30 protein-coding genes, 2 tRNA genes, 1 other RNA gene and 1 pseudogene are annotated in these 26,928 nt (G+C 65.2%); 18 read left to right on the top strand and 16 right to left on the bottom strand.

Translation table 11 applies throughout. From position 1 onward, the window contains the following. A partial coding sequence (locus tag ABIB49_RS03950; protein WP_502913752.1) for a pyruvate dehydrogenase E1 component-related protein occupies nucleotides 1–527 on the bottom strand: 527 nt, incomplete at its 3' end. Nucleotides 528–924: 397 nt separating this feature from the next. Between ABIB49_RS03950 and ABIB49_RS03945 the strand changes: the two genes are divergently transcribed. The 4 genes from ABIB49_RS03945 to ABIB49_RS03930 all read left to right on the top strand — a co-directional run bounded on the left by ABIB49_RS03945 (nucleotide 925) and on the right by ABIB49_RS03930 (nucleotide 2,951). Further along, the gene (locus ABIB49_RS03945) at nucleotides 925–1,344 is read left to right on the top strand and encodes a DUF3052 domain-containing protein (protein ID WP_354156727.1); all 420 of its coding nucleotides are present in this window, start codon (nucleotides 925–927) and stop codon (nucleotides 1,342–1,344) included. Further along, the gene (locus ABIB49_RS03940) at nucleotides 1,341–1,859 is read left to right on the top strand and encodes a peroxiredoxin (RefSeq protein ID WP_502913751.1); all 519 of its coding nucleotides are present in this window, start codon (nucleotides 1,341–1,343) and stop codon (nucleotides 1,857–1,859) included. Before ABIB49_RS03945 ends, ABIB49_RS03940 begins: the two co-directional genes overlap by 4 nt. A 31-nt stretch (nucleotides 1,860–1,890) precedes the next feature. Then, complete coding sequence (locus ABIB49_RS03935) at nucleotides 1,891–2,784, top strand: NAD-dependent protein deacetylase (RefSeq protein ID WP_502913750.1); 894 nt, start codon at nucleotides 1,891–1,893, stop codon at nucleotides 2,782–2,784. Nucleotides 2,785–2,875: 91 nt separating this feature from the next. After that, nucleotides 2,876–2,951: transfer RNA gene (locus ABIB49_RS03930), tRNA-Val, on the top strand. A 112-nt stretch (nucleotides 2,952–3,063) separates the two neighbouring features. Here the strand turns inward: ABIB49_RS03930 and ABIB49_RS03925 are convergent. Further along, the gene (locus tag ABIB49_RS03925) at nucleotides 3,064–3,882 is read right to left on the bottom strand and encodes a bacteriorhodopsin-like (protein WP_226774959.1); all 819 of its coding nucleotides are present in this window, start codon (nucleotides 3,880–3,882) and stop codon (nucleotides 3,064–3,066) included. Nucleotides 3,883–4,050: 168 nt separating this feature from the next. On the opposite strand from ABIB49_RS03925, the gene ABIB49_RS03920 reads away from it, so the two are divergent. From ABIB49_RS03920 to ABIB49_RS03905, 4 genes and pseudogenes are all read left to right on the top strand, one after another. Next, on the top strand, nucleotides 4,051–4,509 hold the full coding sequence (locus ABIB49_RS03920) for a MarR family winged helix-turn-helix transcriptional regulator (protein ID WP_226774958.1): 459 nt from the start codon (nucleotides 4,051–4,053) through the stop codon (nucleotides 4,507–4,509). 157 nt (nucleotides 4,510–4,666) lie between these two features. Continuing rightward, nucleotides 4,667–5,878 (top strand): annotated as a pseudogene (locus ABIB49_RS03915) (DUF222 domain-containing protein); the annotation flags it as partial. After that, nucleotides 5,876–6,157: an HNH endonuclease signature motif containing protein gene (locus tag ABIB49_RS03910; RefSeq protein ID WP_348994535.1), complete on the top strand. Its 282-nt coding sequence runs from the start codon at nucleotides 5,876–5,878 to the stop codon at nucleotides 6,155–6,157. The pseudogene ABIB49_RS03915 and the gene ABIB49_RS03910, both read left to right, overlap by 3 nt. Nucleotides 6,158–6,238: 81 nt before the next feature. Continuing rightward, the gene (locus ABIB49_RS03905; RefSeq protein WP_226774957.1) at nucleotides 6,239–6,529 is read left to right on the top strand and encodes a hypothetical protein; all 291 of its coding nucleotides are present in this window, start codon (nucleotides 6,239–6,241) and stop codon (nucleotides 6,527–6,529) included. A gap of 298 nt (nucleotides 6,530–6,827) precedes the next feature. On the opposite strand, the gene ABIB49_RS03900 is transcribed toward ABIB49_RS03905, so the two are convergent. Next, entirely contained in the window at nucleotides 6,828–7,586 is a 759-nt protein-coding gene (locus ABIB49_RS03900; protein WP_354156725.1) for a D-2-hydroxyacid dehydrogenase, read from the bottom strand. A 225-nt stretch (nucleotides 7,587–7,811) separates the two neighbouring features. Further along, nucleotides 7,812–8,540, bottom strand: a complete 729-nt coding sequence (locus tag ABIB49_RS03895; RefSeq protein ID WP_226774955.1) for a FadR/GntR family transcriptional regulator — start codon at nucleotides 8,538–8,540, stop codon at nucleotides 7,812–7,814. Between the two features lie 239 nt (nucleotides 8,541–8,779). Here ABIB49_RS03895 and gnd point away from each other — a divergent pair, with 239 nt between their 5' ends. Both gnd and ABIB49_RS03885 read left to right on the top strand, forming a co-directional pair. Beyond that, nucleotides 8,780–10,216 carry an NADP-dependent phosphogluconate dehydrogenase gene (gene gnd / locus ABIB49_RS03890; RefSeq protein ID WP_226774954.1) on the top strand — a complete coding sequence of 479 codons (1,437 nt, stop codon included), beginning with the start codon at nucleotides 8,780–8,782 and terminating at the stop codon, nucleotides 10,214–10,216. Nucleotides 10,217–10,336: 120 nt separating this feature from the next. Then, complete coding sequence (locus ABIB49_RS03885; protein ID WP_282360297.1) at nucleotides 10,337–11,170, top strand: oxidoreductase; 834 nt, start codon at nucleotides 10,337–10,339, stop codon at nucleotides 11,168–11,170. Nucleotides 11,171–11,210: 40 nt separating this feature from the next. Here the strand turns inward: ABIB49_RS03885 and epsC are convergent, their stop codons facing one another. The 3 genes from epsC to msrA all read right to left on the bottom strand — a co-directional run bounded on the left by epsC (nucleotide 11,211) and on the right by msrA (nucleotide 13,361). Next, nucleotides 11,211–11,795, bottom strand: a complete 585-nt coding sequence (gene epsC / locus ABIB49_RS03880; RefSeq protein WP_226774952.1) for a serine O-acetyltransferase EpsC — start codon at nucleotides 11,793–11,795, stop codon at nucleotides 11,211–11,213. A gap of 38 nt (nucleotides 11,796–11,833) precedes the next feature. Then, entirely contained in the window at nucleotides 11,834–12,769 is a 936-nt protein-coding gene (gene cysK, locus ABIB49_RS03875; protein ID WP_226774951.1) for a cysteine synthase A, read from the bottom strand. A gap of 67 nt (nucleotides 12,770–12,836) precedes the next feature. Further along, nucleotides 12,837–13,361 (bottom strand): peptide-methionine (S)-S-oxide reductase MsrA, encoded by a 525-nt coding sequence (gene msrA / locus ABIB49_RS03870; protein ID WP_226774950.1) that lies wholly within the window; start codon nucleotides 13,359–13,361, stop codon nucleotides 12,837–12,839. Nucleotides 13,362–13,440: 79 nt separating this feature from the next. On the opposite strand from msrA, the gene ABIB49_RS03865 reads away from it, so the two are divergent. Then, nucleotides 13,441–14,358: a Nif3-like dinuclear metal center hexameric protein gene (locus ABIB49_RS03865; RefSeq protein WP_502913749.1), complete on the top strand. Its 918-nt coding sequence runs from the start codon at nucleotides 13,441–13,443 to the stop codon at nucleotides 14,356–14,358. Nucleotides 14,359–14,480: 122 nt separating this feature from the next. Beyond that, nucleotides 14,481–15,218 (top strand): zinc ribbon domain-containing protein, encoded by a 738-nt coding sequence (locus tag ABIB49_RS03860; RefSeq protein ID WP_226774949.1) that lies wholly within the window; start codon nucleotides 14,481–14,483, stop codon nucleotides 15,216–15,218. 59 nt (nucleotides 15,219–15,277) lie between these two features. Here the strand turns inward: ABIB49_RS03860 and ABIB49_RS03855 are convergent, their stop codons facing one another. Further along, nucleotides 15,278–16,042, bottom strand: a complete 765-nt coding sequence (locus tag ABIB49_RS03855; protein ID WP_226774948.1) for a YaaA family protein — start codon at nucleotides 16,040–16,042, stop codon at nucleotides 15,278–15,280. A gap of 59 nt (nucleotides 16,043–16,101) precedes the next feature. Then, on the bottom strand, nucleotides 16,102–17,019 hold the full coding sequence (locus ABIB49_RS03850) for an alpha/beta hydrolase (protein ID WP_282360296.1): 918 nt from the start codon (nucleotides 17,017–17,019) through the stop codon (nucleotides 16,102–16,104). 71 nt (nucleotides 17,020–17,090) lie between these two features. Here ABIB49_RS03850 and rnpB point away from each other — a divergent pair. Continuing rightward, an RNA gene (gene rnpB / locus ABIB49_RS03845) (RNase P RNA component class A) lies at nucleotides 17,091–17,484 on the top strand. 141 nt (nucleotides 17,485–17,625) lie between these two features. Here the strand turns inward: rnpB and ABIB49_RS03840 are convergent. Beyond that, a complete protein-coding gene (locus ABIB49_RS03840) occupies nucleotides 17,626–17,778 on the bottom strand; it encodes a hypothetical protein (RefSeq protein WP_226774946.1) in 153 nt (50 codons plus the stop codon). 349 nt (nucleotides 17,779–18,127) lie between these two features. Here ABIB49_RS03840 and ABIB49_RS03835 point away from each other — a divergent pair, with 349 nt between their 5' ends. The 3 genes from ABIB49_RS03835 (at nucleotide 18,128) to ABIB49_RS03825 (ending at nucleotide 20,845) form a co-directional block, all read left to right on the top strand. Beyond that, a complete protein-coding gene (locus tag ABIB49_RS03835) occupies nucleotides 18,128–19,624 on the top strand; it encodes a glyceraldehyde-3-phosphate dehydrogenase (RefSeq protein WP_226774945.1) in 1,497 nt (498 codons plus the stop codon). 78 nt (nucleotides 19,625–19,702) lie between these two features. Then, entirely contained in the window at nucleotides 19,703–19,912 is a 210-nt protein-coding gene (locus ABIB49_RS03830; RefSeq protein ID WP_226774944.1) for a TolC family protein, read from the top strand. Between the two features lie 129 nt (nucleotides 19,913–20,041). After that, nucleotides 20,042–20,845 carry an HNH endonuclease family protein gene (locus tag ABIB49_RS03825; protein ID WP_354156723.1) on the top strand — a complete coding sequence of 268 codons (804 nt, stop codon included), beginning with the start codon at nucleotides 20,042–20,044 and terminating at the stop codon, nucleotides 20,843–20,845. Between the two features lie 179 nt (nucleotides 20,846–21,024). Here ABIB49_RS03825 and ABIB49_RS03820 read toward each other — a convergent pair whose 3' ends face one another. Next, nucleotides 21,025–21,333, bottom strand: coding sequence for a hypothetical protein (locus tag ABIB49_RS03820; protein WP_282360294.1), 309 nt, complete (start codon nucleotides 21,331–21,333; stop codon nucleotides 21,025–21,027). After that, nucleotides 21,330–22,313 carry a 1-phosphofructokinase family hexose kinase gene (locus ABIB49_RS03815; protein ID WP_282360293.1) on the bottom strand — a complete coding sequence of 328 codons (984 nt, stop codon included), beginning with the start codon at nucleotides 22,311–22,313 and terminating at the stop codon, nucleotides 21,330–21,332. The genes ABIB49_RS03820 and ABIB49_RS03815 overlap by 4 nt, the downstream gene beginning before the upstream one ends. A 134-nt stretch (nucleotides 22,314–22,447) precedes the next feature. On the opposite strand from ABIB49_RS03815, the gene ppk2 reads away from it, so the two are divergent. Both ppk2 and ABIB49_RS03805 read left to right on the top strand, forming a co-directional pair. Continuing rightward, a complete protein-coding gene (gene ppk2, locus ABIB49_RS03810) occupies nucleotides 22,448–23,344 on the top strand; it encodes a polyphosphate kinase 2 (RefSeq protein WP_502913748.1) in 897 nt (298 codons plus the stop codon). Nucleotides 23,345–23,408: 64 nt separating this feature from the next. Then, nucleotides 23,409–23,903, top strand: a complete 495-nt coding sequence (locus ABIB49_RS03805) for a hypothetical protein (protein ID WP_282360292.1) — start codon at nucleotides 23,409–23,411, stop codon at nucleotides 23,901–23,903. 149 nt (nucleotides 23,904–24,052) lie between these two features. Here ABIB49_RS03805 and def read toward each other — a convergent pair whose 3' ends face one another. From def to orn, 4 genes are all read right to left on the bottom strand, one after another. After that, nucleotides 24,053–24,625, bottom strand: a complete 573-nt coding sequence (def, locus tag ABIB49_RS03800) for a peptide deformylase (protein WP_226774938.1) — start codon at nucleotides 24,623–24,625, stop codon at nucleotides 24,053–24,055. A gap of 35 nt (nucleotides 24,626–24,660) precedes the next feature. Then, nucleotides 24,661–25,815 carry an acyl-CoA dehydrogenase family protein gene (locus ABIB49_RS03795; RefSeq protein ID WP_282360291.1) on the bottom strand — a complete coding sequence of 385 codons (1,155 nt, stop codon included), beginning with the start codon at nucleotides 25,813–25,815 and terminating at the stop codon, nucleotides 24,661–24,663. Nucleotides 25,816–25,921: 106 nt separating this feature from the next. Then, nucleotides 25,922–25,994, bottom strand: a tRNA-His gene (locus ABIB49_RS03790). Between the two features lie 145 nt (nucleotides 25,995–26,139). Further along, nucleotides 26,140–26,790 (bottom strand): oligoribonuclease, encoded by a 651-nt coding sequence (gene orn, locus ABIB49_RS03785; RefSeq protein WP_226774936.1) that lies wholly within the window; start codon nucleotides 26,788–26,790, stop codon nucleotides 26,140–26,142. Between the last annotated feature and the right edge of the window lie 138 nt (nucleotides 26,791–26,928).

Below are 26,928 nucleotides of genomic sequence, written 5' to 3'. Positions count from 1 at the left end.
CCTTCCATAAACGCCCGGGCATACATCCCGGGAGAGGCATGGCCCTGGAAAAAGACCTGGTCCCCGCCGCCGGGATGATCCTTACCGCGGAAGAAGTGGTTGAACCCGACCTCGTAGAGGGTCGCGGCACCGGCATAAGTGGAAATATGCCCGCCAACACCAATATCAGACCGCTGCGCCCGATGCACCATAATCGCCGCATTCCACCGCAACCACGCCCGGTACTTCCGCTCAATCTCCTCATGCCCCGGGAACGCCGGCTCCTGGTCCACCGGGATCGTATTCACATAATCCGTGGTCGTCACCATCGGAACACCCACGCTTTGCGCACCGGCCCGCTGAAGCAGGCTGCGCATTATGTACTGGGCACGCTCGGTGCCCTGTTCCTGAATCAAGTCATCCAGGGACTCCAGCCATTCGGCGGTCTCTTCCGGATCACGATCAGGCAGCTGGTTAGTCAACCCGCTAAGGATATGGGAGGTCTCTTCTCCTGCAGCCACGTCCAACCTCTCTTTGAGCGCATTCATCGGCGCCCTCAGCTGCGGCAGGGTAACTGCCTGGCGTGAACGCGACGTGTGCGACGTATCGGTTACATCTGCCCGGTCATGTGCGCCGGACACGGTCCAATCACAACTCTCCCCGCCTTGGTCAGCGGGGCGTCCGCCCTCACAGGCGTAGTCGTCATCAGCCACTCTAGCTCCGACAGCTGGGGGATGCGTAGCCGCCGGGTGGGCGCCGGTTCGTATTTGACCGGCATACTGGTTGTGTGACGATGTGCCGCACCGCGGCGCTAGGATCGCCCTGTGTGACGCAGAATATGGCGGATCGCGGGGCCAACAGCTTGAAGCGCAGGCGCAAAGGGTGTTGGCTTGGAGTAATGGAAATCACTAGAGCTATTGAAAACACCAAACATAGGAGCAACACGTGAGCGAGGCCGACGCCGCCACTTCGGTAAATGTGGCGGAAAAACTGGGATTCAAAACCGGGGACCTGATTCAGGAATTCGGTTATGACGATGATGTCGACTACGATCTGCGCGACGACATCGAAGATCTCACCGGCTCGGAACTCTTTGATGAGGATGATCACGAAGTCGTTGATTCCGTCATTCTCTGGTGGCGATCCGGTGACGGCGACCTCGTTGACACCCTCGTCGGCTCGAGGACCACGCTGACCGAGGGCGGCGTTGTCTGGGTGCTGACGCCGAAGTCCGGCCGGGTGGGGTACGTTTCGCCGGCCGACATCCAGGATGCTGCGCCCACCGCCGGGCTGCACTACACCACCTCCGCGGGCGTCTCCAAGGACTGGAGCGCCACCCGTCTGGTCACACGGAAGAACAAGTGACCCAAACCGGCATCGCGGCCAGCGCCGGGGATCTCGCGTGTGAGTCCCGCAGCGTTCCCGCTGTCGGTGAGGAAGCCCCGGACTTCGAACTGCTGAACCAATTTGGCGAACCTGTGCGGCTCTCGGAGTTTCGCGGCCGCAACGTTGTTCTGGTGTTCTTCCCCTTCGCCTTCTCCGGCATCTGCACTGGGGAACTGTGCGAAATCAGGGACAACCTGGCGCTGTTCGCGGATGCCGATGCGGCCGTGTTGGGGATCTCCGTGGACAGCAAGTTCGCGCTCCGGGCCTACGCCGAAAGCGAAGGCTACGGCTTCGACCTGCTGGCGGATTTCTGGCCGCATGGTGCCGTCGCCGCGAAGTTCGGCGTCTTTGATGCCGGCAGCGGCATGGCGAAACGCGGAACCTTCATCCTGGACGCGAGCGGAATCGTGCGCTACGTGGTGGTGAATCCCCGCGGCCGGGCCCGGGACTTCGCTGACTACCGCGCCGCCCTGGCGGGACTCGTCGGGATCTGAGACGGTGCGGACGCGGCGGCCCGGAATCGGCATGACTGGATTTGCCAGTCTTCCCCCGGTCCCGGCCGCCGAGCCGGCATCGGACGAACTCGGGGTCCTGCAGGAGATCCGCGGCGTCCTTGCGGGGGAGCGCTTCGCCCTGCTGACGGGCGCCGGGCTGAGCACGGATTCGGGCATCCCGGATTACCGCGGGCCGGGAGCCGCTCCACGGGCGCCCATGACGTACCAGGAATTTATCGGCGAAGCGGACAACAGGCGCCGCTATTGGGCGCGCAACCACATCGGCTGGTCCCACCTGCGCCGCGCCGACCCCAATGAAGGCCACGCCGCCGTCGCCCGCCTGGAACGCCGGGGGCTGCTCACCGGGCTCATCACCCAGAACGTGGACCGGCTCCACGAGGCCGCCGGGAGCATCAACGTGGTTGACCTGCACGGACGATTTGACCAGGTCGCCTGTCTTTCGTGCCACAGGCGTTACAGCAGGACACTCTTGGCGGGAGTGCTGACCGAACTGAATCCCGGCTTCCTGGACCGGGCGCTGGCCGCCGGGGCGGTGGAAATGGCTCCCGACGCCGATGCCACAGTCGAGGATGCCGCCCTGATCCGGACTTTTGTGGTGGCCAACTGCCCGGCCTGCGGCGGCCTGCTTAAGCCGGATTTCGTCTACTTCGGCGAGAACGTTCCCAAGGACAGGGTGGAACGTTCTTATTCCATCGTGGACGAGGCTGCGGCGCTCCTGGTGGCCGGTTCTTCGCTGACTGTGATGAGCGGGTTGCGGTTTGCCCGGCATGCCGCCAAGCACGGCAAGCCCGTTGTGATCATCAACCGGGGCCAGACCCGAGGGGATGAACTCGCCGCCATCAAGCTCGATGCCGGAGTCAGTGAAGCACTTAGCTGGCTCGCGTCCGAACTGCCGCCGATCTGAACCGTTCGGGGTCCGATTGGCGCTCCGCCGGGTTCATCCGGTACAGTAACTGTTCGTTGGTTCAAGCGCCCAAGCGCCGAACCAGCGGTTTGGGTCTTTAGCTCAGCTGGTAGAGCGCCACGTTTACACCGTGGATGTCATCGGTTCGATCCCGGTAGGACCCACCAGTAAAACCCCGTCAGTAGCGAGCCGTCCGGCCGCCTGGCGGGGTTTTTGCCGTGTTCCTCCGGGTTGGCCGCGGCGTTCTCGGGAGCGGCTGGCCGGAGCGACCGAGGAAGGCTACCTGCGGACTGCCACGGCATCGTCCTTCGACATTTCGATCCTGGCAAACTCCGGGTCGTCTTCGTAGGACTTCACCCGAGCGACATAGAAGATAATGAGCCCGTAGACTGACTTAGCCGCAATGTCAGCGACCGAGTAGCCAACCTGTTTGAACACCCAGGCATCCGAGCCCGCAATGTTCAGCACTGGGAGCAGATACGCGATCGGGTAGACAAGCCAGCTCGCAAGGAGGAGGAAGCGCAGCCGGCTGAGGGTGCCCCGCACCGCGACGGGCTGATTGCCCAAGGACTTGGTGAGTTGCACGAACAGGACGTACAGGATGTAGACGAACGGGATGGTCGAGAGCAGACCGAAGAGTCCGCGAATTCCGTTGTCGCCGCTGATTTCGCCCGGGTAGCCGAGAATGATCATGAGCGCGGCAGCCGGGATGAGTTGCCGGATGAGCCGTTTTTGAGCTGATCGCGCGAGCGCGAGTACGGCAATGAGTTCAAACAGCAGCAGCGGCACCGTCAGCAGCCAATCGACGTAACGATATCCCTCGTTGAACGACTGGCCAACGGCCTGCGTATAGTCTCCCTCGCCGCCCACTGCCTCAGTCACGAACGACGCCCGGAAGGAGTCAAAGATCCTAAAATAGTGGTAAGCAGCGATGCCGCAGACGATGATGGCCACCGTTATCGCTTGCCGGTAACGTGGCAGGATCCGCGGCAACGCGATCAGCAGAAATAGTGCCGTGAATAGCTGCGACGCGATGACCAGAGACAGGAAGTTGTAGACGGTATCGTATTGGCCCTTTGTTAGAGAGTCAGTAATCACGGATCCTCCATCGTTGTGTGGTGTCCGAGCGCGGTTTTCGAAAACCCGGCCGTACCATGAATTATAGTTGTCTTAGTCAGTAAGTTACTAGGTCACTTATGTAGATTTTTTTTCACCAAGAAACCAGGCAGAACAACCGAGGCATACAGGCCTCGATCAGGAGGGGCGATGGGACGGGAAACACCGCGCACGACGTACGCCCTCGCGGGCTTTCCCTATGCAGCCGTCAGATTCGTCCGAGCACTGGAGCGTAACCGCGAGAAAATCGCCACCGACCACGGCCTGTCGCCCAGTGAACTGCGGGCTCTGTTCTGGATTGCCGAGCAGGCCAGCGTGACACCGAAGCAGCTTGCGGAACACATGGAACTGACCACCGGCGCCATTACGGCGATCTCAACCCGGCTGGTAAATCTGGGGTGGCTTGAACGGCTTGCCCATCCCAACGACCGCCGCAGCTTGTGCCTGGAGCTGACCGATAGCGGACACTCGGTGGTGGCGGACATTCACGCCCAGTTCAATACGATGATCGCTTCATCCACCACGGGCCTCTCCGATAAGGAATTGGCAGCGTTCGAAACGGCCCTCCTGACCGTCGCAGACGAGGTGTCGCGGCGCACAGGGATGTAAAGCCCTCTCCAGCTGTGGGCGTCGCCACCACCCGTGAGAGATTGCAAACATCCCTTAGCCCACGATCGTTCCGGCGCAGGGGTCAGCCATCTGGACTGAGTGATCGGCGTTCGTCGCCGGCCCCTTTTTGTCACACCCCGGTGGCAGCATCGAGTTTATGGAGACCACCGAGGATTTTCTTCCCTTCCGGGAAACTGTCGAGACCGCCGGCCAGCAGACCGCGCCGGACCTGGACCATGTTCTGAGGCTCCTCCGCTCGATGAGTTCGACGGCGGCGGGAGACGCCGCGTTGCTGGGTTTCGCCGGGGCTGCTGACTTTGCACGCCGCGTTGAGGATATCTCCCGGGTGATGGATTACTTTCAGGTCCTCGCGGCAGGCGCCGTGGACCGCGCCCGAAAGGAAGCAGCTGCAGGGGGTTCGGCGGTGACCTCGTGGGCCACTGGATGGTCTGCAGAAGAAGCCGCCCGCGGCCCGGCGGCGCAACCGGCGGACGATGGCTACCGCAATTCCACCGAGTTTCTGCGGGCCAGCTTGAGAGTCAGCGCCGCGGAAGTCCGACGCCGATTGTGCCTGAGCGCGAGCATCCTGCCGCAGACCGGCATCACCGGTCAGCCGGTGCCACCCCGTCACGGGGAACTGAGCGCGGCAGTGGCGGCCGGCTCCGTGGCCTCGCATTCGGCAAGTCTCATCACCAGCGCATTGGATCGGGTCCGTCACCGTTGCACCGCTGAAGCCACGCAGCGAATGGAACACGCCCTGACCCTGACGGCGATCGAGCATGACCCCGACTTTCTAGTCCGGGTAGCCCGCCGATGGACCGACGCCCTGGATCAGGACGGCGCGGAGCCTGCCGAGGAAGTGTTGCGGCAGGTTCAGGGAGCCTTCGTGCGCCGGCCGCGTTTTGGGTTGTAGCATGTCGAGATCTTCGCCACCGCAGAGCAGTTCGAGCAGTTGCTGACGGTCATGAACACCGCCACGAATCCACGCACCCAGTCCGGCCCGCTCGGCGGAACCGGCCAGGAGGCGGCAGTGAACGGCCTGGACCGCCGATCCCGGCCGCAAAAGCATCTCGACGGCCTCGTGGGCGCCTGTTCAGTGGCCCTGGCGTCCGGAACGCTGCCTTCCGCAGGTGGACTCCGGCCGCAGGTGATGGTCACCATCGCCTACCGGGACCTGCTCGACGACCTGGAAGGCCGCACCGCCAGTACCGGGGGAAGCTTCCTGCTCACCGGGCCGGTCACCGCATCGACCGTTCGGAAGATCGCCTGCGACGCCGACATCATCCCGGTGGTGCTGGGGGGAGAAGGCAGGACATTGGACGTCGGCAGGGCCTCGCGGGTCTTTCCGCCCCACGTCCGCAAAGCCATCACCGCACGGGACCTGGGGTGCGCCTTTCCGGGTTGCACCATTCCGGCGTCATGGTGCGAAGCCCACCACATCACCTATTGGTCGCGGGGCGGGACATCAGGCACAGAAAATGGCACCCTTCTCTGTTCACATCACCACCACCTGGTGCACAAGGAGAAATGGACCATCCAGGTCAGCGGCGGCATCCCATGGTTCATTCCGCCGCCCCACGTGGATCCCCGCCGTGAACCACGGCGTAACCACTACTTCAGGTATTCCGCTTACTCGGTGGTCGGTTGATCCCGGCCCGTCAGACTGCTTGCATCCCGGCCAGGAGATGCGCACGGAAAATTGTCGCAGCCCCGCCCTATCGTGACATGCATGGAACACGTGATGGTGAAATCGGGTCCGAACGGCCGGCCCAAAACAGTGCTGCGAGGCGGCCGCGAATGGATTGTTGGCGCCGAGCCGGTCCGCTGGTTCGAGCGGGTGAGTTGGTGGGAGGCGGAGCGGCGGATGCCCAAAGGACTGAGCCGGGTCGATGTCGAGGTGTGGCAGGTCCAGGTGCGCCTTGGCCGGAACGCAGGCTCCGCGCTTACCACCATGGAAATAATCCGGGATGGCCTGGGCGGCGGCTGGCGGCTCCGGGAGGCCACTGCGGACGTGGCCTAGACACGGCGTCGGGGCCGCCGGCTGACTGCGCTGCCGCGGGGCCAATCCTGTAAAGGCGGGCATAGGAGCCGGGCAATGGAAAAGCCTTCCACCGCGACTATTGGGGGATGCCGCGGTGGAAGGCTTGTAATGAATATACCGTGAAAAGTGGGAAATATAAAACACCTGGATGGCCATGTCGCCCAGCGAAAATGCCCATTCGATGGTCTAATTCATGGCAGCACGTGGGACGAGACGTTGCCGAGCAGGCCGCTGGGACGGGCCCTCCCGGCGTCGGCCCGCTTAGTACCCGCAGCGCCTAGTAAAAGTGGACGGGATCCACCAGGTGGGGGAGGTCGCCGCCGTCGAGGAAGATCCGCAGATTGGCGCAGAAGCGGTCCGTAGTGAGCTGGTTTTCTGCAGCGCTGAGGGCAGAGCTGTGCGGGGAGACCAGCACGTTGGGGTGGTCCCACAGCGGGCTGTCCACCGGGAGCGGTTCCACCGCAAACACTTCCAGGCACGCATAGGACACCTGACCGGAGTCGAGTGCCTCCAGCAGGGCGTCCTCGTCCACCACGCTGCCGCGGCCCACGTTGATGAACACGGTGCCCGGCTTCTTGGCGCTGAAAATCTTCCGGTCGAACAGCTTCTCGGTGCTGGCAGTACCCGGCAGCGTGTTGACGATGGCGTCGGCGGCCGGCAGCAGCCCGGCAAGGCCCTCGTTGTCAGTTACCTCCGCGATTTTGTCGAGCGCCTCCACGGTACGTTTGGTGCCGCTCACGCTCAGGCCCAGCGCACGCGCGATCCGGGCCGTCTCCAGCCCGATCTCACCGAGACCGGTGATGACAAGATATGAGCCACTGACCAGCCGGGTGGGGGTGCGGACCTCCGGCCAGAATTTATCCGCCTGGTCCCGGGCGAGGTCCTCGGTGCCTTTGAAGCCGTTGAGGATACCCGGCGCGGAGAACTCCGCCAAGGGCAACGCGTGCACGCCCGCCGAGGTGGTGATTCTCAGTTTCCTGAGGGACTCCTTGTCCAGCCCCGAAGCCTTGACCGCGCAGCCGGCACCGGCCGCCAAGGCCTGGATCCACTGCAGATGAGGGTTGCTGGCAGCAATCCGGGCTCATACAGCACGGCCACGGACGCGTCGACGGCGCGGATCCGTTCCACAGGTTCTGCTTCCAGGGGAACGGCGATGGCAACAACGGTCTCAACTTCGGTCATGGGACCATCCTGTTGACTTAGAACCCCGGCCGGGGTGGGGTCCCCGCCGGCGTGGAACCCCACGTCCTGCAATTTGTGGCTAAGGCCGCTTCAGGGGTACGAACATCCGGGGCTGATTCTTCCACCCTGGTTCCATCTCCGAAATGGTCTCTCGCATAATCCGGTCAGAAGCCTCACGGGCCGCCGCCGGGTTCCCGGCGGCAATGGCTTCGGCAACGTCCACATGCCACTGCAGCGCCGAGTTGCTTGGGTGGTCCGGCATCAAGCCGTGCACCGTGCGTCCGGTCAAGGTCTCCGCCACCTGGCCCACCATGTTCGCAAACATCTCGTTTCCGGAGCCCGTTAGCAGCAGGGAATGGAAGTGGATATCGAGCTCAAGGAACCGTGGCACGTCCCCGGCGCGGCCGGCGTCGCGCATGGCGTGGGAAACTTCCACGATCTCCCGCCGGATCGACTCCGGGGCGTTGGTGGCGGCCAGCTCGGCGGCAACGGGTTCGACGGCGGTGCGCAGCTCTGCGAGGGAGCGCAGCTGCGCTCCACGGCCCTCGCCGGCAAGGCGCCAGCGGATCACCTGCGGATCGAACGGATTCCAGCGGCTGAATGGGAGGACCCGGATCCCCACCCTTTTGGTTGTTTCCACCAGGCCGAGGGACTGCAGCACACGCACTGCTTCGCGGACCACCGAACGGGACACGCTGAGTTCACCTTCGAGGTGTTCGGCCAGCATAATGTGACCGGCCGGGAGCTGTCCCGCGACAATCCGGCTGCCGAGGTGCTCAATCGCGCGGTGGTGGAGGCTGGTTGACATAGTCGTAAGCATAGTGCGGCGGAAGCTGAACGAACCGTCGTTACGGCGTGGACCGGCGGAGCGGCCGCGGGAATCATAGACTGTTTGTGACGCGCCATATTCAGCCACGTGGGCTCTGCTTTCCAGCAGCCCCCTGAAATACATATGGTTTATTGACAACCACTGATCCTCAGAAGAAAGTTTCCGCCCTCCGCGCGGGACGAAGTGCACTCGTTGCACAGAAATGAATGGGAGTTTTGATGTCAGCACACATCGGTGTCACAGGCCTTGCGGTGATGGGGGCCAACCTGGCCCGTAACCTGGCCCGGAACGGCTTCACGGTGGCCCTGCACAACCGGTCGGTCGAGAAGACAGACGCCCTGCTCGAGAAGCACGGCCAGGACGGCGACTTCATCCGCACCGAGACCCTGCAGGAGCTCGTCGACTCGCTGGAGAAGCCACGCCGCGTGCTGATCATGGTCAAGGCCGGCAAGCCGGTCGACTCCGTGATCGAACAGCTCGAACCGCTGCTGGAAGCCGGCGACATCATCATCGATGCCGGCAACTCCCACTACGAGGACACCCGCCGCCGCGAAGCAGCGCTCGCCAAGAAGGACCTGCACTTCGTTGGCATCGGTGTCTCCGGCGGCGAAGAGGGGGCCCTCAACGGCCCCTCGATCATGCCTGGTGGTTCCAAGGAGTCCTACGACGCCCTCGGCCCGCTGCTGGAAAAGATCGCCGCTCACGTCGACGGCAAGCCGTGCTGCGCCTGGATCGGCACCGACGGCGCCGGCCACTTCGTCAAGATGGTCCACAACGGCATCGAATACGCCGACATGCAGGTGATCGGCGAGGCCTTTGACCTGCTGCGCTCCGGCGCCGGCATCGAACCGGCCGAGCAGGCCAAGATCTTCGCAGAGTGGAACAAGGGCGACCTCGCCTCCTTCCTGATCGAGATCTCCGCCGAGGTCCTTGGCCATGTGGACGCTAAGACCGGCAAGCCGTTTGTGGATGTTGTGGTGGACGCCGCGGGCCAGAAGGGCACCGGCCGCTGGACCGTCATCTCCGCCCTTGAACTGGGCTCCCCGGTCTCGGGCATCGCCGAATCGGTCTTCGCCCGGGCACTGTCCTCACAGACGGAACAGCGGAAGCTGGCCCAGGAGCTGCTGGCCGGCGGCGAAGCCGGCGTCGAGGTCCCGGAGAGCTTTGTCGAGGATGTCCGCCAGGCGCTGTACGCCTCCAAGCTGGTCTCCTACGCGCAGGGGCTGGACATGCTCACCTCCGCTGCCACGGAATATGGCTGGGACCTGAAACTGGACGAGATCGCCTCCCTCTGGCGCGGCGGCTGCATCATCCGTGCCGAACTGCTCAAGGAGATCACAAAGGCCTACGCCGCGAACGAGAAGCCGGCCAACCTGCTGTTCGCCCCGGCCTTCACCACGGCGATCGCCGACGTCCTCCCGGCCTGGCGCCGGGTCGTCGCCACCGCCGTCCAGCTCGGCATCCCCGTGCCGGTGTTCTCCTCCTCGCTGGCCTACTACGACGGCCTGCGGCGCAAGCGCCTGCCGGCCGCCCTGATCCAGGGCCAGCGCGACCTCTTCGGTGCGCACACCTACGGCCGCGTCGACACCGAGGGTACCTTCCACACCCTCTGGGGCGAGGACAAGGCTGAAATTGAGGCAGTGGATACCCACTAGCTTCCGCCTCTGACCGACGGCCGGTGCTTCCCGCTACTCTGGGAGCACCGGCCGTTCGGTTTTCCCCGGATACCCGGCCGCCAGCCGTGGTCCCCAGTACCCGTCCCAGGAGTGCAGCAGATGAGCCAGCCCGTAGCATTCGTCACCGGAGCCTCCGCCGGAATCGGCTATGAGACGGCATGGAAACTCGCTGCCCGCGGTTTTACCGTGTATGCCGGGGCCCGCCGGGTGGAGAAGATGGCGCCCCTCAAAGCCCACGGTGTGAGCGTTGTTGCGCTTGACGTCACCAACGAGGACTCCATGACGGCGGCCATCGAACAGGTGATCGCGGTGCACGGCCGGGTTGATGTCCTGGTGAACAACGCCGGCTACGGCTCCTTTGGTTCACTCGAGGAAGTGGAGCTGGCAGAGGGGCGGCGGCAATTTGACGTCAACCTCTTCGGGCTGGCCCGGATGACCCAGCTGGTGCTCCCTGGAATGCGGGCCGCCGGGCGGGGGCGGATCATCAACGTGTCCTCGATCGGCGGAAAAATGTATGAGCCGCTGGGAGCCTGGTACCACGCCACGAAGTTCGCCGTCGAGGGCCTGAGCGATTCACTGCGGGTTGAACTCAAACCCCACGGCATCAACGTCTCCATCATCGAGCCGGCGGGAACGCAGTCGGAATGGGGCGCCATTTCCGGTGACAGCCTGCTGGCCACCTCCGGCCGCGGACCCTACATGGACCAGGCGAAAGTCGTCGCGGCTGCGCTGGCATCGACCGAGGGCTCCGCCATGTCCACCGCCGCGACCGTCATTGCCGACGCAATCGTCCACGCCGCGACGTCACCAAGGCCCAGGACCCGCTACCCGGTAGGCAAGGGTGCCCGGGCCATCCTGATGCTGCGACGGTTGTTGCCGGACCGGGCCTTCGACGTTGTCATCTGGAACATCTACAAACGGTTTCCCGCGTAACGCAGGCCAGCTGGCCGGCCCGGGAATCGGTGAGTACCGCCTAGATCCGGTATTCGATCAGGTATTCCGCCGGGTCGACGCCCGGTTTGGTCTCCCGCTGCGCGTCCCGGTGCCGCCAGGTGGCAGGCACTCCCGTGAGGATCGACTCTGCCGGGGCGTCCTTGACCACCACGGCGTTGGCACCCACGGCGCTGTCCCGGCCGATGGTGATGGGGCCAAGTATTTTGGCGCCGGCGCCGACCACGACCCGGTCCTCGATGGTGGGATGGCGTTTGACCTTGGCCAGCGACCGGCCGCCGAGGGTCACCCCGTGGTACAGCATCACGTCCTCACCGATTTCGGCGGTCTCGCCAATGACCACACCCATACCGTGGTCGATGAAAAAGCGACGGCCGATGGTTGCGCCGGGGTGGATCTCGATGCCGGTGCAGAACCTCGCCAGCTGGGAGATCAGCCGCGCCGGGAAGCGCAGCGCCGGGTCCTGCCACATCCGGTGCGTCAGGCGGTGCGCCCAGATCGCGTGCAGGCCGGAGTAGGCAAAGAAGTTCTCAAAGGAACCTCGAGCCGCCGGGTCGTGGGACCTGGCGGCGTCGAGGTCTTCCTTCAGCCTTGCGAAAAAGCTCACAAAGACCTTTCTACAAAAATCGTGGACAGTGGCCGGACTCAGCCGCGGATGTCGTCGTACAGCACCGTGGAAATGTAACGCTCACCGAAGTCGCAGACGATAGCAACAATCAGCTTACCGGCGTTCTCCGGCCGTTTGGCGAGCTCCAGGGCCGCCCAAACGATCGCGCCGGAGGAGATTCCGCCGAGGATGCCTTCCCTGACGCCGAGGTCCCGGGCCACGCGGACCGAGTCCTCAAGGGTGGCGTCCATAACCTCGTCGTAGACGTTTGTATCCAGGATTTCGGGCACAAAGTTGGCGCCGAGGCCCTGGATCTTATGCGGTCCCGGTGCGGCACCATTGAGGATGGCTGAGTCCTTCGGCTCGACGGCGATGATCTGCACGTCGGGCTTGCGCTCCTTGAGTACCTGTCCGACGCCGGTGACGGTTCCGCCGGTGCCAACGCCGGCGACGAAAATGTCCACCTTGCCGTCAGTGTCGGACCAGATCTCCTCGGCTGTCGTCTGGCGGTGGACTTCGGGGTTGGCCTCGTTCGCGAACTGCTGCGCCCAGATGGAATTCTCCGTGTTGGCGACGATCTCCTGGGCCTTTTCGACGGCGCCACGCATGCCCTCGGAGCCGGGCGTCAGCACAATCTCGGCACCGTAGGCGCGGAGCATCACGCGGCGCTCGGTGGACATGGTTTCCGGCATGGTCAGGATGACCTTGTAGCCGCGGGCAGCGCCGACCATGGCGAGGGCGATGCCGGTGTTGCCTGAGGTGCCTTCGACGATGGTGCCGCCGGGCTTGAGGGCGCCGGACTTTTCCGCAGCATCGACAATCGCAACGCCGATCCGGTCCTTGACGCTGTTGGCCGGATTGTAGAACTCCAGCTTGACCGCCACTGTGGCGTCAAGGCCTTCGGTCAGCCGGTTCAGCCGGACCAGCGGAGTGCCGCCGACCAGCTGGGTAACATCGTCATAGATCCGTGCCATGGGTGTCTGCACCTGTCTGTTGAGGGGGAATGCTGAGGTCAGCCTAACGAGGGCCCACAGGCCCTAGCTAAGCATTAAGCCATGAAGAGTAATATTTCCTGGCCTTGGCCAGCTTCGGATTGATGATCACCTGGCAGTAACCTTGCTCCGGGAATTTGCCGTAGTAGTCCTGGTGAATTTCCTCCGCCCGGTGGAACACCGGCAGCCGGCTGACCTCCGTGACAATCGGATGCGCCCACAGCGACTGGTTCCGTTCGATCGCCTCCTCGAAGAGGATCTTTTCCTCAGTCGTTTCGTAGAACATTGAGGAGCGGTACTGAGTGCCGACGTCGTAGCCCTGACGGTTCAGGGTTGTGGGGTCGTGGAGTGCGAAGAACATGTCCAGGATGATTTCCGCCGGGACGATCTGCTCATCGAACGTCACTGCCACCACCTCGGCGTGGCCGGTGGTTCCGGAGCAGACTGCGTAGTAGTCGGGGTTGCGGTCATGGCCGCCGGAGTAGCCCGAAACGACGGCGCTGACACCTTTGGTTTTCTGGTAGACGGCGTCGAGGCACCAGAAGCAGCCTCCGCCGAGGACAAAAGTTCTCATGTCCTCTTCAATGGTTGAAGGGCCCCGAAGATTCCCGGCGCCTGCAGGGGCCGCCGCCCAATAGGGTAAAAATGGGGGTATGGAACCTGTAAACACCGACGTTTCAGCCGGCCCTCTCGAAGGGACCGACGCTGCCGGCCATGGATCCGGGGAAACGGAGCGGCAGCCTACCCTGGGCATGATCCTGCTGGCCGCCGAGGAGCTGTGGCCCGAATCACTGGCCGAGGACTGGGATGAGGTGGGGCTTGTGGCCGGACGCCCCGCCGCCGGGGTGGGCAGGATCCTCTTCGCCGTCGATCCCACCCTTGAGGTGATCGAGGAGGCGATCGAGTTCGGCGCCGAGCTGCTCATCACCCACCACCCGTTGCTGCTCAAAGGTGTCACCTCGGTAGCCGCGACCACCGCCAAGGGCCGGGCCGTGCACCGCCTGATCGAAACCGGGACCGCCCTGCTGACGGTCCATACCAACGGCGATTCCGCCGTCGGCGGCGTCTCGGATGTGCTGGCCGATGCGTTGGGCCTGCAGAACGTTGCCCCGCTGTCTCCGGCGTCCAACGGGCTGCCCGAAGAGGGGATCGGGCGGGTCGGCGACCTGGCCGAACCACTCACCCTGGGCGAGTTCGCCGCCCGCGTGTTCGGCATCCTCCCGGCCGTCGCCGGGGGAGTTCGGGTGTCCGGGGACCGGGACGGGCTGGTGCGCCGCGTCGCCGTCTGCGGCGGGGCCGGAGATTCGCTCCTGGACGCGGTGCGGGCCGCCGACGCCGATGTTTACCTGACGGCCGACCTGCGGCACCATCCGGCGTCGGAAGCCCGGGAGGAGGCCGTCAACAACAGGCCCTACCTCATCGACGTTTCGCACTTCGCCAGCGAGTGGCTGTGGCTGCCTGCCGCCGCCGAGGCATTGGGCAACGTCCTGGGAGACCAGGGCCACAACGTGCAGATCCGGGTCAGCACCACCAACAGCGACCCGTGGGACTTCATTCTGACTCCGGGCTAAGCCTGGCGTGCGAGGTGCCCCGGGTGAGCTAGCGAGGCCGGGGAGTACGCTAGGCGCTAGAGTCTAGGGAGCGCCGACACGGCGCCCGGCTGCGGCCGGCAGGGATTTAGCGGAGGTAAATAGTGGCCAAGGCAGCACCGGCGGAACAGTTGAAGTTGCTCGAATTGCAGGGACTTGATGCGAAGCTCAAATCCCTGTCCAACCGCCGCCGAAGCCTTGAAAGCGACCCACGGATCACCGATCTTGAGGCTGCCCTCGGCGTGGCCAGCGGGGAACTTGGCGCCGCGAAGGTGGCGGTCCACGACGCCGAACTCGAGCTCAAGCGGGCCGAAGCCGACGTGGAGCAGGTCGCCTCCCGGATTGAACGCGACGAGGCCAGGCTCAACAGCGGCACCGGCCTGTCGAAGGACCTCGTGGCGCTGCAGCGTGACCTCGTGTCACTGAACAAGCGCCGCTCCGACCTTGAGGACATTGAGCTGGAAGTCCTGGAACGGCTGGACTCGCTCCGCCTGCGCCAGGCCGGCCAGCAGCAGATCGTTGACGACATTCAGGGCTCGTTCGGTTCCATCCGCTCCGAACTTGACGAGCGGCTCGCGGAGATCGCAGCCGAGGCAACTGTGGTGCGGGGCAATCGCGCCCAGTTCGCCGAAGGCCTGGATGCCGGCCTCCTGGCGGTCTACGAAAAGACCCTGGCGAAGCGCGGCGTGGGCGCGGCCCGGCTCTTCCACGGAACGTCCGAGGGTTCGGGTATGCAGCTGAGCCCGGGGGACCTCGCCGAGATCAAGGCTGCGGCCGAGGACGAAGTGGTGTTCTGCCCGGATTCCGGCTGCATCCTGGTCCGCTCGTCCGAATGGGTGTAACCACAAACTGACTCGCAGCAGGGGTCGTTTTGAGCGCTCAAAACGACCCCTGCTGCGAGCTAGTTGGGCAGGATCAGGTTGAGGGTGTGCGGCTTCCGGGACGTGCCCTCGACCAGTTCCGCTGTCCACTTTTCGGCCGCGGCTTTCTGCAGCCGGGCGGGAGTCTGCGGTGCCGGACCCCGCCGGCTCAGCAGGTGCCGGGCGAGCTCGCCACGGGTGTGCTTGGCGAAGTGGCTGACGACCTTCCGGACGCCTTTGGCCTCGGTAAACACGTTCACGGCCACGGTCTGCGGCGGCGGCGGAGCCCACGCGGCGGCGTACGTGCTGGAACGGCAGTCCACAAGCAGTTCGCCAGCGGTGACGGTCGCGAGCGCCGCGCTGAGGTGCGGCTTCCAAAAAGATGCCAGGCGTCCGACGTCGGGCAACGCAGCGGCCATTGACAACCGATACGCCGGCACCCGGTCCCCGAAGTGGATGGCACCCCAGAGTGCCGAAATGACCAGCACGGAAGCGTCCGCTCTTTTCCGCTGCGAAGGCGTGAGGCTGTTGTAGTCCAAGGCGTCGTAAAGCACCCCTGAGTAGACCTGGTGGGCCGGGGCTGCCGGTTCGGCGTGCAGCCTGGTGTTCCGCTCGACGTCGGCCCAGAGGGAGGCGCCAACGCCCAACAGCGCCAGGGCGTCCTCGTGGGCGCTGACCGTACCAAGGCCCGCCAGCACCTTGGCACGGTAGCTGTTCAATTCGGGGAAGCTCAAGGTGGCCCAGTCGACGGCGTCGCCGGCTGTGGCGGGAGTCTTGCCTTCGGAGGGCGGCAGCAGAATCAGCACCGTCCAAGCTTAGCGGCGCGTCCTGCGCGGGCCGGCCGCCGGCAGCTTCCGACCGAAGTTCAGGCCAGGTTCCGGCCCAGGAAGGACAAGACCTCGGGGAGGATGGAGCGCCAATAGCCGGAGTCGTGGCCGCCGGGCTGGAAGCCGCCCTCGACGGCGCCCGGGAGCCCCTCCCGGTACTGGCGAACCGTTCCGGCAAGGGTGTCCGCGGTCCCGCAGTCGATTCGTTTGGGCAGCGCTGCGAGTCTTGGGCGGAGCGCGAACACGTTATGGGCCGCAAAGTCGTCCGGACCGTCGAAGGCGCTGTCGGTGCGCGGGTCGTAGTGGTCCCAGAGAGCCGGACTCATGGCTGCGACGGCCCGTACACCGGGCAAGCGGCCCTGCGAGGCGAGCAGCAGCGAACCGAAGCCGCCCATCGAGAGGCCAAAGAGGCCGATCCGGCCAAGGTCGTACCCCTGGCCGCCGAGGAACGGAATGAACTCCTGGATCAGCATTGCCTGGGTGTCGCTGCCGTCAGCGCGGGGGTGCCACCAGCTGTTTCCGCCGTCCACGGCGGCTATCCCGAAGGGCAGACCGCCGGCGTCGAGGTGCCGCCGAAGCGCCTCGTGGGCGGCCAGTTCCTCCAGCAGCACCGTGTGGCTGCCGCCGAGACCGTGCAGGAATACCGCCAGCGGCAGATCGGGCCGCGCCGCGCCGGGCGGGGCTTCGGGGGCGGCCAGTGACCAGCCGGTGCTGATTCCGGGGCGGAACACCGAAACAAATGATCCCGTCCTGGTCCGGACGGTCAACGGGACAGCAGGCGTCCGGGTCGAACCCGCCGTCGGGTTCGCCTGCCCACCCGCGGGACCCGCGGGCGGCGCCGGCGGTGGCGCGGCAGGGGACGGGATTCCGGGAGCGCAGGCTGCCAGGGCGGACGCACCCACTCCGATTCCCGCCAGCTCCAGCAAACGGCGCCGGCTCAGTTCTGACGCGTCCATTCCCCGATCATAGGCCCGGCGCCGGAGGTGTTGCCGGGCCGGCCCGCAGTGACCGTAGAATAGACGGCGGATGGGTTGACTAGGCGGCCGCGCGTCACGCAAGTGGCTCGAGGAACGTCCGGGCTCCGCAGGGCAGGGTGGTGGGTAACGCCCACTCGGGGTAACCCGCAGGCCAGTGCCACAGAGAACAGACCGCCTGCGTGCCGGGTGTGCTTGCACAGCCGGCAGGGCAGGTAAGGGTGAAACGGTGGTGTAAGAGACCACCAGCTTCCCGGGTGACCGGGAAGGCTAGGTAAACCCCACCCGGAGCAAGGCCAGACAGGACACGTTTGAGGGCTGCCCGCCCGAGTGTCCGGGTAGGCTGCTGGAGGGCGCCGGCAACGGCGTTCGTAGATGGATGGCCGCTATTCCTGTGCTGGCAACGGCGCGGGAACACAGAACCCGGCGTATCGGTCAACCCATCCACCCACACCACCGGTTGGGCCGCGTAACGACAAACCCCGCGGCGCGCTGCGGTGCGCGCTGCCGCGCACCCGCCGCGCACGAAAAAAGCGGTGGCCGGCACCGAAAGGTGCCGGCCACCGCCGGTATGGACCAATGGCAGTGTTAGGCCTTGGCCTTCCGCTTCACCCAGCCCCAGACGCCGGTTGCCACAAAGAGGATCAGGCCAACGACGGCCAGCCAGAGAAGGCCCTTGACGACAAAGCCGAGGACGGACAAAACGAGCCAGATGATAAGTAGAGTGATTATTAGTCCCATAGGAACATCCTAGAGGGTAGCGGGCAGCTGCTTAGGCCGGAGGGCGCCAGAGCCCGGCGTCGCAGCTGTCCTGCGTTGGGTGTGCCGGTGGGCACGACGGGCTAACCCGGGCCGCGTGTGAGTCATTTCACGCGTAACGGGGCACCGGTCCCTTCCGGGCCGCCGGTAGAATGGAAGACGAACGTAGATGTTCTGCCGTCGGGTCTGCGTTCGCAGCCGGCGGCTTTCGTTTTGCTTGACACGTGCGCCCGGGGTGGACCGAATCCCCGGAGCCCAGGTTCCGGACACCCTCCGGCAGCCGACTTCCGCATACGGCGCCGTATGTGGTGGATTTTAGGAAGGTATTTCTGTGAGCCAGACGTCAGATTCTTGTCTTGATACGTGGATGGGCCGGGAGGCGCTCGCCGAGGCCATGATCCCGGTGATCGGCCGGCTGTACCGCGAGAACAACGTGGTGACGTCCATCCACGGCCGCAGCCTGATCAACAAGTCCACCATGAACATCCTGAAGGCACACCGCTTCGCCCGTCGGATGAGCAAGGAAGAACTGCGTCTTGAGGAGACCGCCCCGCTGCTGGACGCCCTGACCACGCTGGACCTCGGCGCCGCAGCCATCGACGTCGCCCGCCTCACCGAGAAGTACCGCGTCGAGGGCAAGGGTGCCACCCTGGACGAGTTCCTCCGTGCGGAGCTGGCCGATGTTGTGGGCAAGCGCGGCGCCGACGACCGCACCAGCACCGACGTCGTCCTCTACGGATTTGGCCGCATCGGCCGGCTCCTGGCCCGGCTCCTGATCGAAAAGGCCGGCGGCGGGCATGGGCTGCGGCTGCGCGCTATTGTGGTCCGCCGCGGTTCGGACAATGACCTTGCCAAGCGTGCCAGCCTGCTGCGCCGCGACTCGGTCCACGGTTCCTTCGAAGGCACCATCAAGGTGGACCTCGAAAACGACACCATCACCGCGAACGGCGTTCAGATCCAGGTCATCTACTCGGACAACCCCGCCACCATCGACTACACCGCCTACGGCATCCACAACGCACTCGTCGTCGACAACACGGGACGCTGGCGCGACGCCGACGGACTCTCCCAGCACCTCAAGAGCAAGGGCGCATCCCGGGTTCTGCTAACTGCTCCGGGCAAGGGCGAGCTGAAGAACATCGTTCACGGCATCAACCACGCAACGATCACCGATGCGGACAGGATCGTCTCCGCGGCTTCCTGCACCACGAATGCCATCACTCCTGTCCTGAAGGCGATCAACGACCGGTACGGCGTCGTTCACGGCCATGTGGAGACCGTCCACTCCTTCACCAACGACCAGAACCTGATCGATAACTTCCACAAGGGTGACCGGCGCGGACGCTCCGCCGCCCTGAATATGGTGATCACCGAGACCGGGGCGGCCACGGCAGTGGCGAAGGCACTCCCGGAGCTGCTCGGCAAGCTGACGGGAAGTTCCATCCGGGTGCCCACCCCGGACGTGTCCCTGGCCATCCTGAACCTGAGCCTGGAAAACGGCACCACCAAGGATGAGGTCAACGACTACCTCCGGGAAATGTCGCTGCACTCGGAGCTGCGCAAGCAGCTCGACTACATCGATTCGCCGGAGGTTGTCTCCACCGACTTCGTCGGCTCACGCCGGGCAGGAATAATCGACGGCCTTGCCACCATCACCAACGACAAGAACGTTATCCTCTACGTCTGGTACGACAACGAGTTCGGCTACAGCTGCCAGGTGGTCCGCGTTATGGAGGAAATGGCCGGCGTGAACCCGCCGTCGTTCCCCGCCAAGGACGCGGCTGCCACCCTGCAGGCAGCCGGTCTTCGCGTTGAGGTCACCGCCTGACCGGACATTTCTGAACTCTGTGGCGCATTCCCGGCCGGTCCGCTGGAATCGACCTGGAATGCGCACCACAATGGTTCAATGGAACAAAACCCGGCAGTAGACCACGAAACCACTCTTGAACACGCGTTGGACGTCGCGCACCGGAACGTTAAGGAAGCCAAGCGGCTCCTCGACGATGCACGCACCAAGTATGCGGCCGGGGAGGTAGACGAGGCGCGGGTCCAGCAACTCGAATCCCTGATGTCCCTCGCCAACGAGGACCTTGTGCGGGTGACGAAGGAGAACTAGCCGGGCACCTGTCCTCCACACTGTGGAAAACTGCGGCGGCGGCGGAGACCGGATTTAGCCTTCAGGGGTGGAAGGAAGTCGTCCCGCCCCGGAACGGACCGGCACCCGGCAGTGTGCCCTGGTGCGGGTGTGACCCGGACATGGCCGGAATTCCGGCAGTCACGACGGCGGTCCCGCCAGGCGTGGGCCCTGCTTGCCGCAGTGGCCCTCGCCGTAGCAGCGGGGCTCGGCTGGTTTTTCACCGCCGGGCAGTTCGCGGCTGTGGAACCCCCCGGAGGGGGGTCCGGCGAGGCGCCGGTGCTGGCGGCGCGCTGGATGAATGCGGTCGCTTCCGTGCGTCCCGTTCCGGCTGGCTCCGCTGCTGTGCTGCTCGAAACGCTGGCGGTCAAGGGCCGGGCAGCCCGGGCCGACTATGACCGCGGGGCATTCGGCCAGGCATGGCTCGACGTGGACCTGAACGGTTGCGATACCCGAAACGACATCCTTCGCCGCGACCTTTCGGACCTCGAGTTCACCGGGGGATCCACCTGCCAGGTGGCCGCCGGAACGCTCCGGGAACCATACACCGGCCAGCAGATCAGGTTCCGGCGGGGAAGCGGGAGCAGCAAAGACGTACAGATCGACCATGTTGTGGCCCTGGGCGACGCCTGGCAGAAGGGTGCCCAGCAGTTGAGCGCCGGGCAGCGGGAGCATCTGGCAAACGATCCGCTGAACCTGATCGCCGTCGACGGGGCTGCGAACCAGGACAAGAGTGCATCCGACGCCGCGACCTGGCTTCCACCGAACAAGGCCTTGCGTTGCCACTACGTGGCCCGGCAAATATCGGTCAAGGCTGCCTACCTGTTGTGGGTCACCCCGGCGGAGAAGGAGGCCATAAAACGGATCCTCGCCTCCTGTCCCGAACAGCAGACTGTTGTGCCGGCTGCCCGGTAGGCTGCGTGCGCCCGGCCGGATGACCGCGCGGTCCTGGTGTGGCTCCGGACGAGCTTCAGGACACGGCGGTGTCCGCCCCGGAAAGGCAGCTGGAGTGACTTTGAGCTGTTGACCCTGAGCTGGCTGGCCAAGCGGCTCCCTCCCCTCCCCGGGAAGAACCGGCACGGGCCGCAGCGTGCTTAGATGGTGAGCCTGACGGGGCCGGCTGTTGCCGGACCGCCGCATGCTTCGCTGCCGCCCACCCTGGTCCAGTCCAGCTGTACTTCGCGCCGGGCCAGGACGCCGCCGCCTGCGGCGTAGCGCACCGAACAGACGTCCTCCGCGCAGAACTCGACCAGGCTCACCAATTGAGAATTGCCGTCCAGGGTCACACTCAGGGAGTTGAACCACGCAAGGGCAGGGCAGGGCGTTGGCGCGGAGCCCGAGCAGCCGGCCGTTCCCGCAGCAAACAGCATCCCGAGCGCCAGGGGAGCCGGTCGCAGCTTCACTCTGCGGGGATCCCGTCGGCGGCGGCCCGGATGTTGAGTTCGGCCTCCAGGCGTTCGACCTCATCGCGGCGGCAAAGTTCGGTGGCCGGTGTGGTCACCGTAGCGCTCCCGGCAGCCACCGCGGCCCGGAGCGACTCCGCCAGGGTGCGGCCCTGGGCCAGCCGGAGCACAAAAGCGGCGAGGAAGCTGTCCCCGGCTCCGACGGTGCTGCGAACGTGCACCCGCGGTACGGCCAGCCGAAGGATCCCGGACTCCGAGGCGAGTACGGCTCCTTCGCCGCCAAGCGTCAAGGCGACGTGTTCCGCGGCGCCGTCAGCAACCAACGCCGCGGCAGCCTCGACTTCGCTCTCTTCGCCCTCCAGAGTTGTGCCAAAGTGCAACCCCAGTTCACGGCGGCTTGGCTTCACCAGGAATACCCCCTCGGCGAGGGCTTCGGCCAGCGCCGGACCGGACGCGTCGACGATGCAGCGCGCACCATGCAGCTTCGCCAGCCGTGCCACGCGGGCGTAGAAGTCGTCCGGAACCCCCGGCGGGAGGCTGCCGCTGGCCACGATATAGCCGCCGGCGGGCAGTGAATCCGCCACCAGTGCCAGGCACAAACGCCATTCGGCCTCAGTCAATTCGGGGCCCTGGAGGACAAAACGGAACTGCTTGCCGGTGGTGGTCTCATCGACCGTGAAGTCCTCCCGGGTATTGCCGTGGATCGGCACGGCGAGGGTGGGAACGCGTTCGGCCTCGATCAGCCTGCGGTATGCCTCTCCGGTGGGTCCGCCGGCGGTGTAGATGGCCAGGGTGCGGCCGCCCAGGCGCTGCACCACCCGCGAGACATTGACCCCGCCGCCGCCCGGGTCCAGGCGGCTGGCGCCGCACCGCATCTTGTGGCCGCTGATGACATGCTCCGTGGCAGTACTGATGTCCAGCGCGGGATTTACGGTGAGTGTGAGGATCGGCTGCATCGGCGTAGGTCTGTGGTCTGGCATGGCCTAAGCATAGGGCTGCGCACCGCCGGTGTACCCGGCCGGACGGCCCCTTGTGGGCGGTCCTTTGCTCGGCAAGAATGGGCACGGCAGGGCACGCGGCAGGAGATCCCGCCGCGGAAGGTGGAACGGGGACCATGGCACATCGCAAGGCCGGCGGCGGCAAGGCTGGCTCCGGCACGTCACAGGATGATCGCAAGCGAGCCAAGGGAGATGCCGCCGGACACTCCGGGCGATTGCCGCTCGGCGTCTACGAGGCCGAGCTGTCCCGGCTCCAGGCTGAACTCGTTTCATTGCAGGAATGGGTCCGCAGCACCGGAGCGCGAGTCCTGGTGATTTTCGAGGGACGCGACGCCGCCGGCAAGGGCAGCGCCATCAAGCGGGTGACCGAATACCTGAATCCTCGGGTTGCCCGGATTGTGGCGTTGCCCGCCCCGACGGACCGGCAGCGCGGCGAATGGTATTTCCAGCGTTATGTGGAGCATCTTCCCGCGGCCGGGGAGATCGTCCTGATGGACCGCTCCTGGTACAACCGAGCCGGCGTCGAACATGTGATGGGATTCTGTACGCCAGCGGAACACAAGCGTTTTATGGCCCAATGCCCCGTCTTTGAACGCCTGCTGATCCAGGACGGTATTCTGATGTTCAAGTACTGGTTTTCGATCAGCCATGCGGAACAGGAACGCCGGTTCAAATCGCGTCTGGATGATCCGATGCGGCAATGGAAGCTTTCGCCGATGGACCGGGAAGCGATCCTCCGTTGGGAAGACTATTCACGGGCCAAGGACGACATGTTTATGCAGACGGACACCGCCGACTCGCCCTGGTATGTAGTCGAGGCCGAGGACAAGCGCCGGGCCCGGATCAACATGATCGCCCATCTGCTCGCCGGGATCGACTACACCGAGGTTCGGACGGAGCCCGTGACGCTGCCGGAACGGCCGCGGGCGGTCAACTACACCCGGCCGCCACGGGAATTGTTCCGCTACGTTCCCGATCATGCGGCCATCCTGCTGAAGTCCGGGCACGGCTAACGGGGCACAGCCGGCGGGCCGCAGCGGCTGATGCCCGGCCGGGGCGGCTCGGTAGGCTGGGAGGATGTCGAATGAATTTCTGTTAAGCCTTGCCGGGATCGCCGGTGTGCTGCTGGTAATCCGGCTTCTGGCCCCGGCAGTCCCGCATGCCCGGCTGGCCCGGCGCGTCACTCCGGGTGAGCTGGTGCTTGCGGTGGCCGGAGTCGCGGGCCTGGTACTTCATTGCGGTGCGATGTTTTTCGGGTCAGTCGTCGCGGCAATACCCGGCACGGCACCCGTGATCGCCCAGATCAACGCAATGGGCACGGCGAGCATACTCTGGTATGTGGTGCCTGCGGCGTTACTTCTTGCCGGCCTTCGGCGGCAGCAGTTTTTTGCCGTGGTGGTGCTCGCCGTCGCCCTGCTGGCCGTCGGAGTCACCATGTACAACGGGGCCCCGCTTGCGACGCATCTGGTCACGATCTACGCCGCCGCCGTGGTGATCGCAGCCATCATGTTCCTCCTGGTCCTGCCGCCGCGGTTCGGCCGCACGGGCACACCAGCCAAACCCGTTTCCTAAGGCTGCGGCTCGGGCTGCCAGGGGGCCACGCCGCCGGGTTTGCCCAACATTGGCCGGCCGCACTGGCGTGCCGGCCGGGAACCGCCGGTGCAATACCGGACCCGGGCGCAAAGGTCGGGAGACCGGCGGACACCTTCGCGCAGGCCGCCCTAATGCCCGAAGGGGTCCGGATCCACACCGGGCATCCAGGTCAGGCCAGGGACGCCCCAGCCGCTCTTTTTGGCTTGTTTCTTGGCTTGGCGCGAATACCGGTCGATCAGCTTGTTGACGTACAACTTCCCGTCGAGGTGGTCGAATTCGTGCTGGATCACGCGCGCGAACCAGCCGGTCGCCTCGAAATCAACGGGGTTGCCGTCGCCGTCGAAGCCCTGTACCCGGGCCCATTCCGCCCGCTTCAGCGGATACTGCCCGCCGGGGAAGGACAGGCAGCCTTCCTCCTCCTCGTCCGGATCCGGCAGCGCGCCGGAAATCTTCGAGAGGGTCAGCACCGGGTTGACGACGGCGCCGGACGGCGGGGCGCCGTCGTCGTTGTCGTATTTGTAGATAAAGAGCCGTTTGCCGACGCCGACCTGGGGCGCGGCGAGACCGACGCCGTTGGCGGCGTCGTTGGTCTCGAACATGTCCGCGATGAGTGTCCGGAGCTCGTCGTCGAAGGCTGCAACCTCAGCTGCCCGGCGGTGCAGTACGGGCTCGCCCCAGATCGTAATGGGCAGAACTGTCATGTCAGAAACGTTCCTCTGTGCTAAGTGGTGGCGGGTCAGCCGGCGATGGTGCGGCCGACGACGTCGCGCATAATTTCGTTGGTGCCGCCGAAGATGGTCAGCAGCCGGGCGGCGAGGTAGGCCTGCGCCACCGGGTATTCCAGGATGTAGCCGTAGCCGCCGTGCAGCTGCAGGCAACGGTCCGTGACGGACTTTGCCCGCTCGGACGCCCAGAGTTTAGCGCGTGCGGCGGTCGCGGCGTCGAGCTCTCCGGCATTAAAGGCCTGGATGGCCCTGTCAACGTACGTTTCGGTGACCTCGACCTCGGTGAGGATGTCGGCCAATTCGAAGCGGCTGTTCTGGAAATCGATGATCCGCTCGCCGAAGGCATTGCGGTCCCTGGTGTACTGCACGGTCGACTCGTAAACGGCACGCACGACGGCGGAGCTCGCCACCGCGATGGCCAGTCGGCCCTGGGGGAGCTGCTCCGCGCAGTACTGCAGGCCCTTTCCTTCCTCACCGACGAGGTCGGCGTGCGGGACGCGGACGTTGTCGAAGAACAGTTCCGCTGTGTCCGAGGCTTTCAGCCCCATCTTGTCCAGCTGCTTGCCGGTGTTGTAGCCCTCGCCCTTCCGGACCATAAACAGGGAGAAGGAGTTGTGGTTTCCGCGGCCGGTGCTGCCGTCGCTGCGGGCCAGGACCAGGGCGGCATCACCGGAGATGCCGTTGCCAATGAAGGTCTTCTGGCCGCTGATCAGCCAGTCATCGCCCTCGCGCACGGCTTTAGTGCGGATGCCGCGGAGGTCCGATCCGGCACCTGGCTCCGTCCAGGCAACCGAGGTGACCGTTTCGCCGGAGACCATGCCGGGTAGCCAGCGGCTTTTCAGCTCCTCGGAGCCGTAGGCCAGCAGGTGGGGGAGGACCATGTCATCGTGGAGATGGAAGGCCAGGCCGACGGCGAGGTGGTTGCTCCTGGCGAATTCCTCATCCAGCACGGCGCGGAAGCGGTAGTCGTTCATGCCCAGGCCGCCGAACTCCTCCGGCACGGCCAGTCCCAGCAGGCCCTGTTCACCGGCGGCGGTCCACAGGGCCCGGGACATCATGTGGTCCGTGTCCCACTGGGCGTAGTGCGGCGCTACGGCCCGGGTGTTGAACTCGGCAGCCATCTCACGGAACATCTCGTGGTCTTCTTCAAAAATCGTGCGCTTCATCGCGTTTCCTTTCGTTCACGGTTCCATGGACAGACAACAAAGGCCGCACCGGATATCCGGTACGGCCTTCGTCTAAGGTCGGACACTTACTGCCGTCCTTGATGAGGGTGAGCGACGGGGGTTGAACCCGCGACCTCCTGGACCACAACCAGGCGCTCTGCCAACTGAGCTACGCCCACCATGTGCCCCGCCATGCCTTCCGGCGGACCGGCTGGCTGAAAAGGCAACGACAAATAGCTTACCTGCTCTTCGGGGCCGCTTGTGCCACTTTTTGGGTTTTCGCCAAAAATTTCCGCAAACGTGGCGCAGATTACTCCGCAGCGGCTACGTCGCCGGCTGCCCGGACGGGGTCTGGGCAGCGGATTCCCCGGCCGTTCCCGTGATGCTGCTGGCAATCCGCCGTGCGGTGACGCTGTCCGGGCCCGGTGCCGGCACAAAGACAGCCTCACGGTAGTAGCGCAGTTCATCAATGGAATCCTGGATGTCGCCCAGCGCCCGGTGGCCGCCGAGCTTGGCGGGGGACTGGAAGTAGGCCCTGGCGAACCAGCGTCGGGAGAGTTCCTTGATGGTGCTGACGTCGATCACCCGGTAGTGCAGGTGCTCCACCAGTTCCGGCATGTCCCGGGCCAGGAAGACGCGGTCGGTTCCGACCGAGTTGCCGCCCAGCGGCGCCTTCTTGGGATCCGGCACCCACTTCTTGATGTAGTCCAGGACGATGCCCTGGGCTTCCGCCATCGTCTTGCCGTGGGGCAGCTCCGCCAGGAGCCCGGAACGGGTGTGCATGTCGCGGACAAAGTCGTTCATCTGCGTGAGGGCCGCGTCGTCGGGTTTGATAACGACGTCGACGCCGTCACCGAGGATATTCAGCTCAGAGTCCGTCACCAGCGCGGCTACCTCGATGAGGGCGTCGTCCTTGGTGTCCAGGCCGGTCATTTCGCAGTCGATCCAGACAATGCGTTCATTAGATATAGGCACGCGCCCAGCCTACCGTTTCGTCGCCCGCGGGAGGTCCGGTGCTAGGATTTCGGGTACGCGGGGCGACGGAATTGTTTGTCTCCGCGGCGTGCCCCGGGCCCGTTCCAACGGCCGGCAGCGGGTGGAATGAGCCCCACA

Origin of the sequence: Arthrobacter sp. UYCu512, from assembly GCF_040547075.1 — a bacterium.
Classification (GTDB): domain Bacteria; phylum Actinomycetota; class Actinomycetes; order Actinomycetales; family Micrococcaceae; genus Arthrobacter.
Note: the sequence above shows the minus strand (reverse complement) of the source record. Positions and strands in the feature narration are given on the sequence as shown.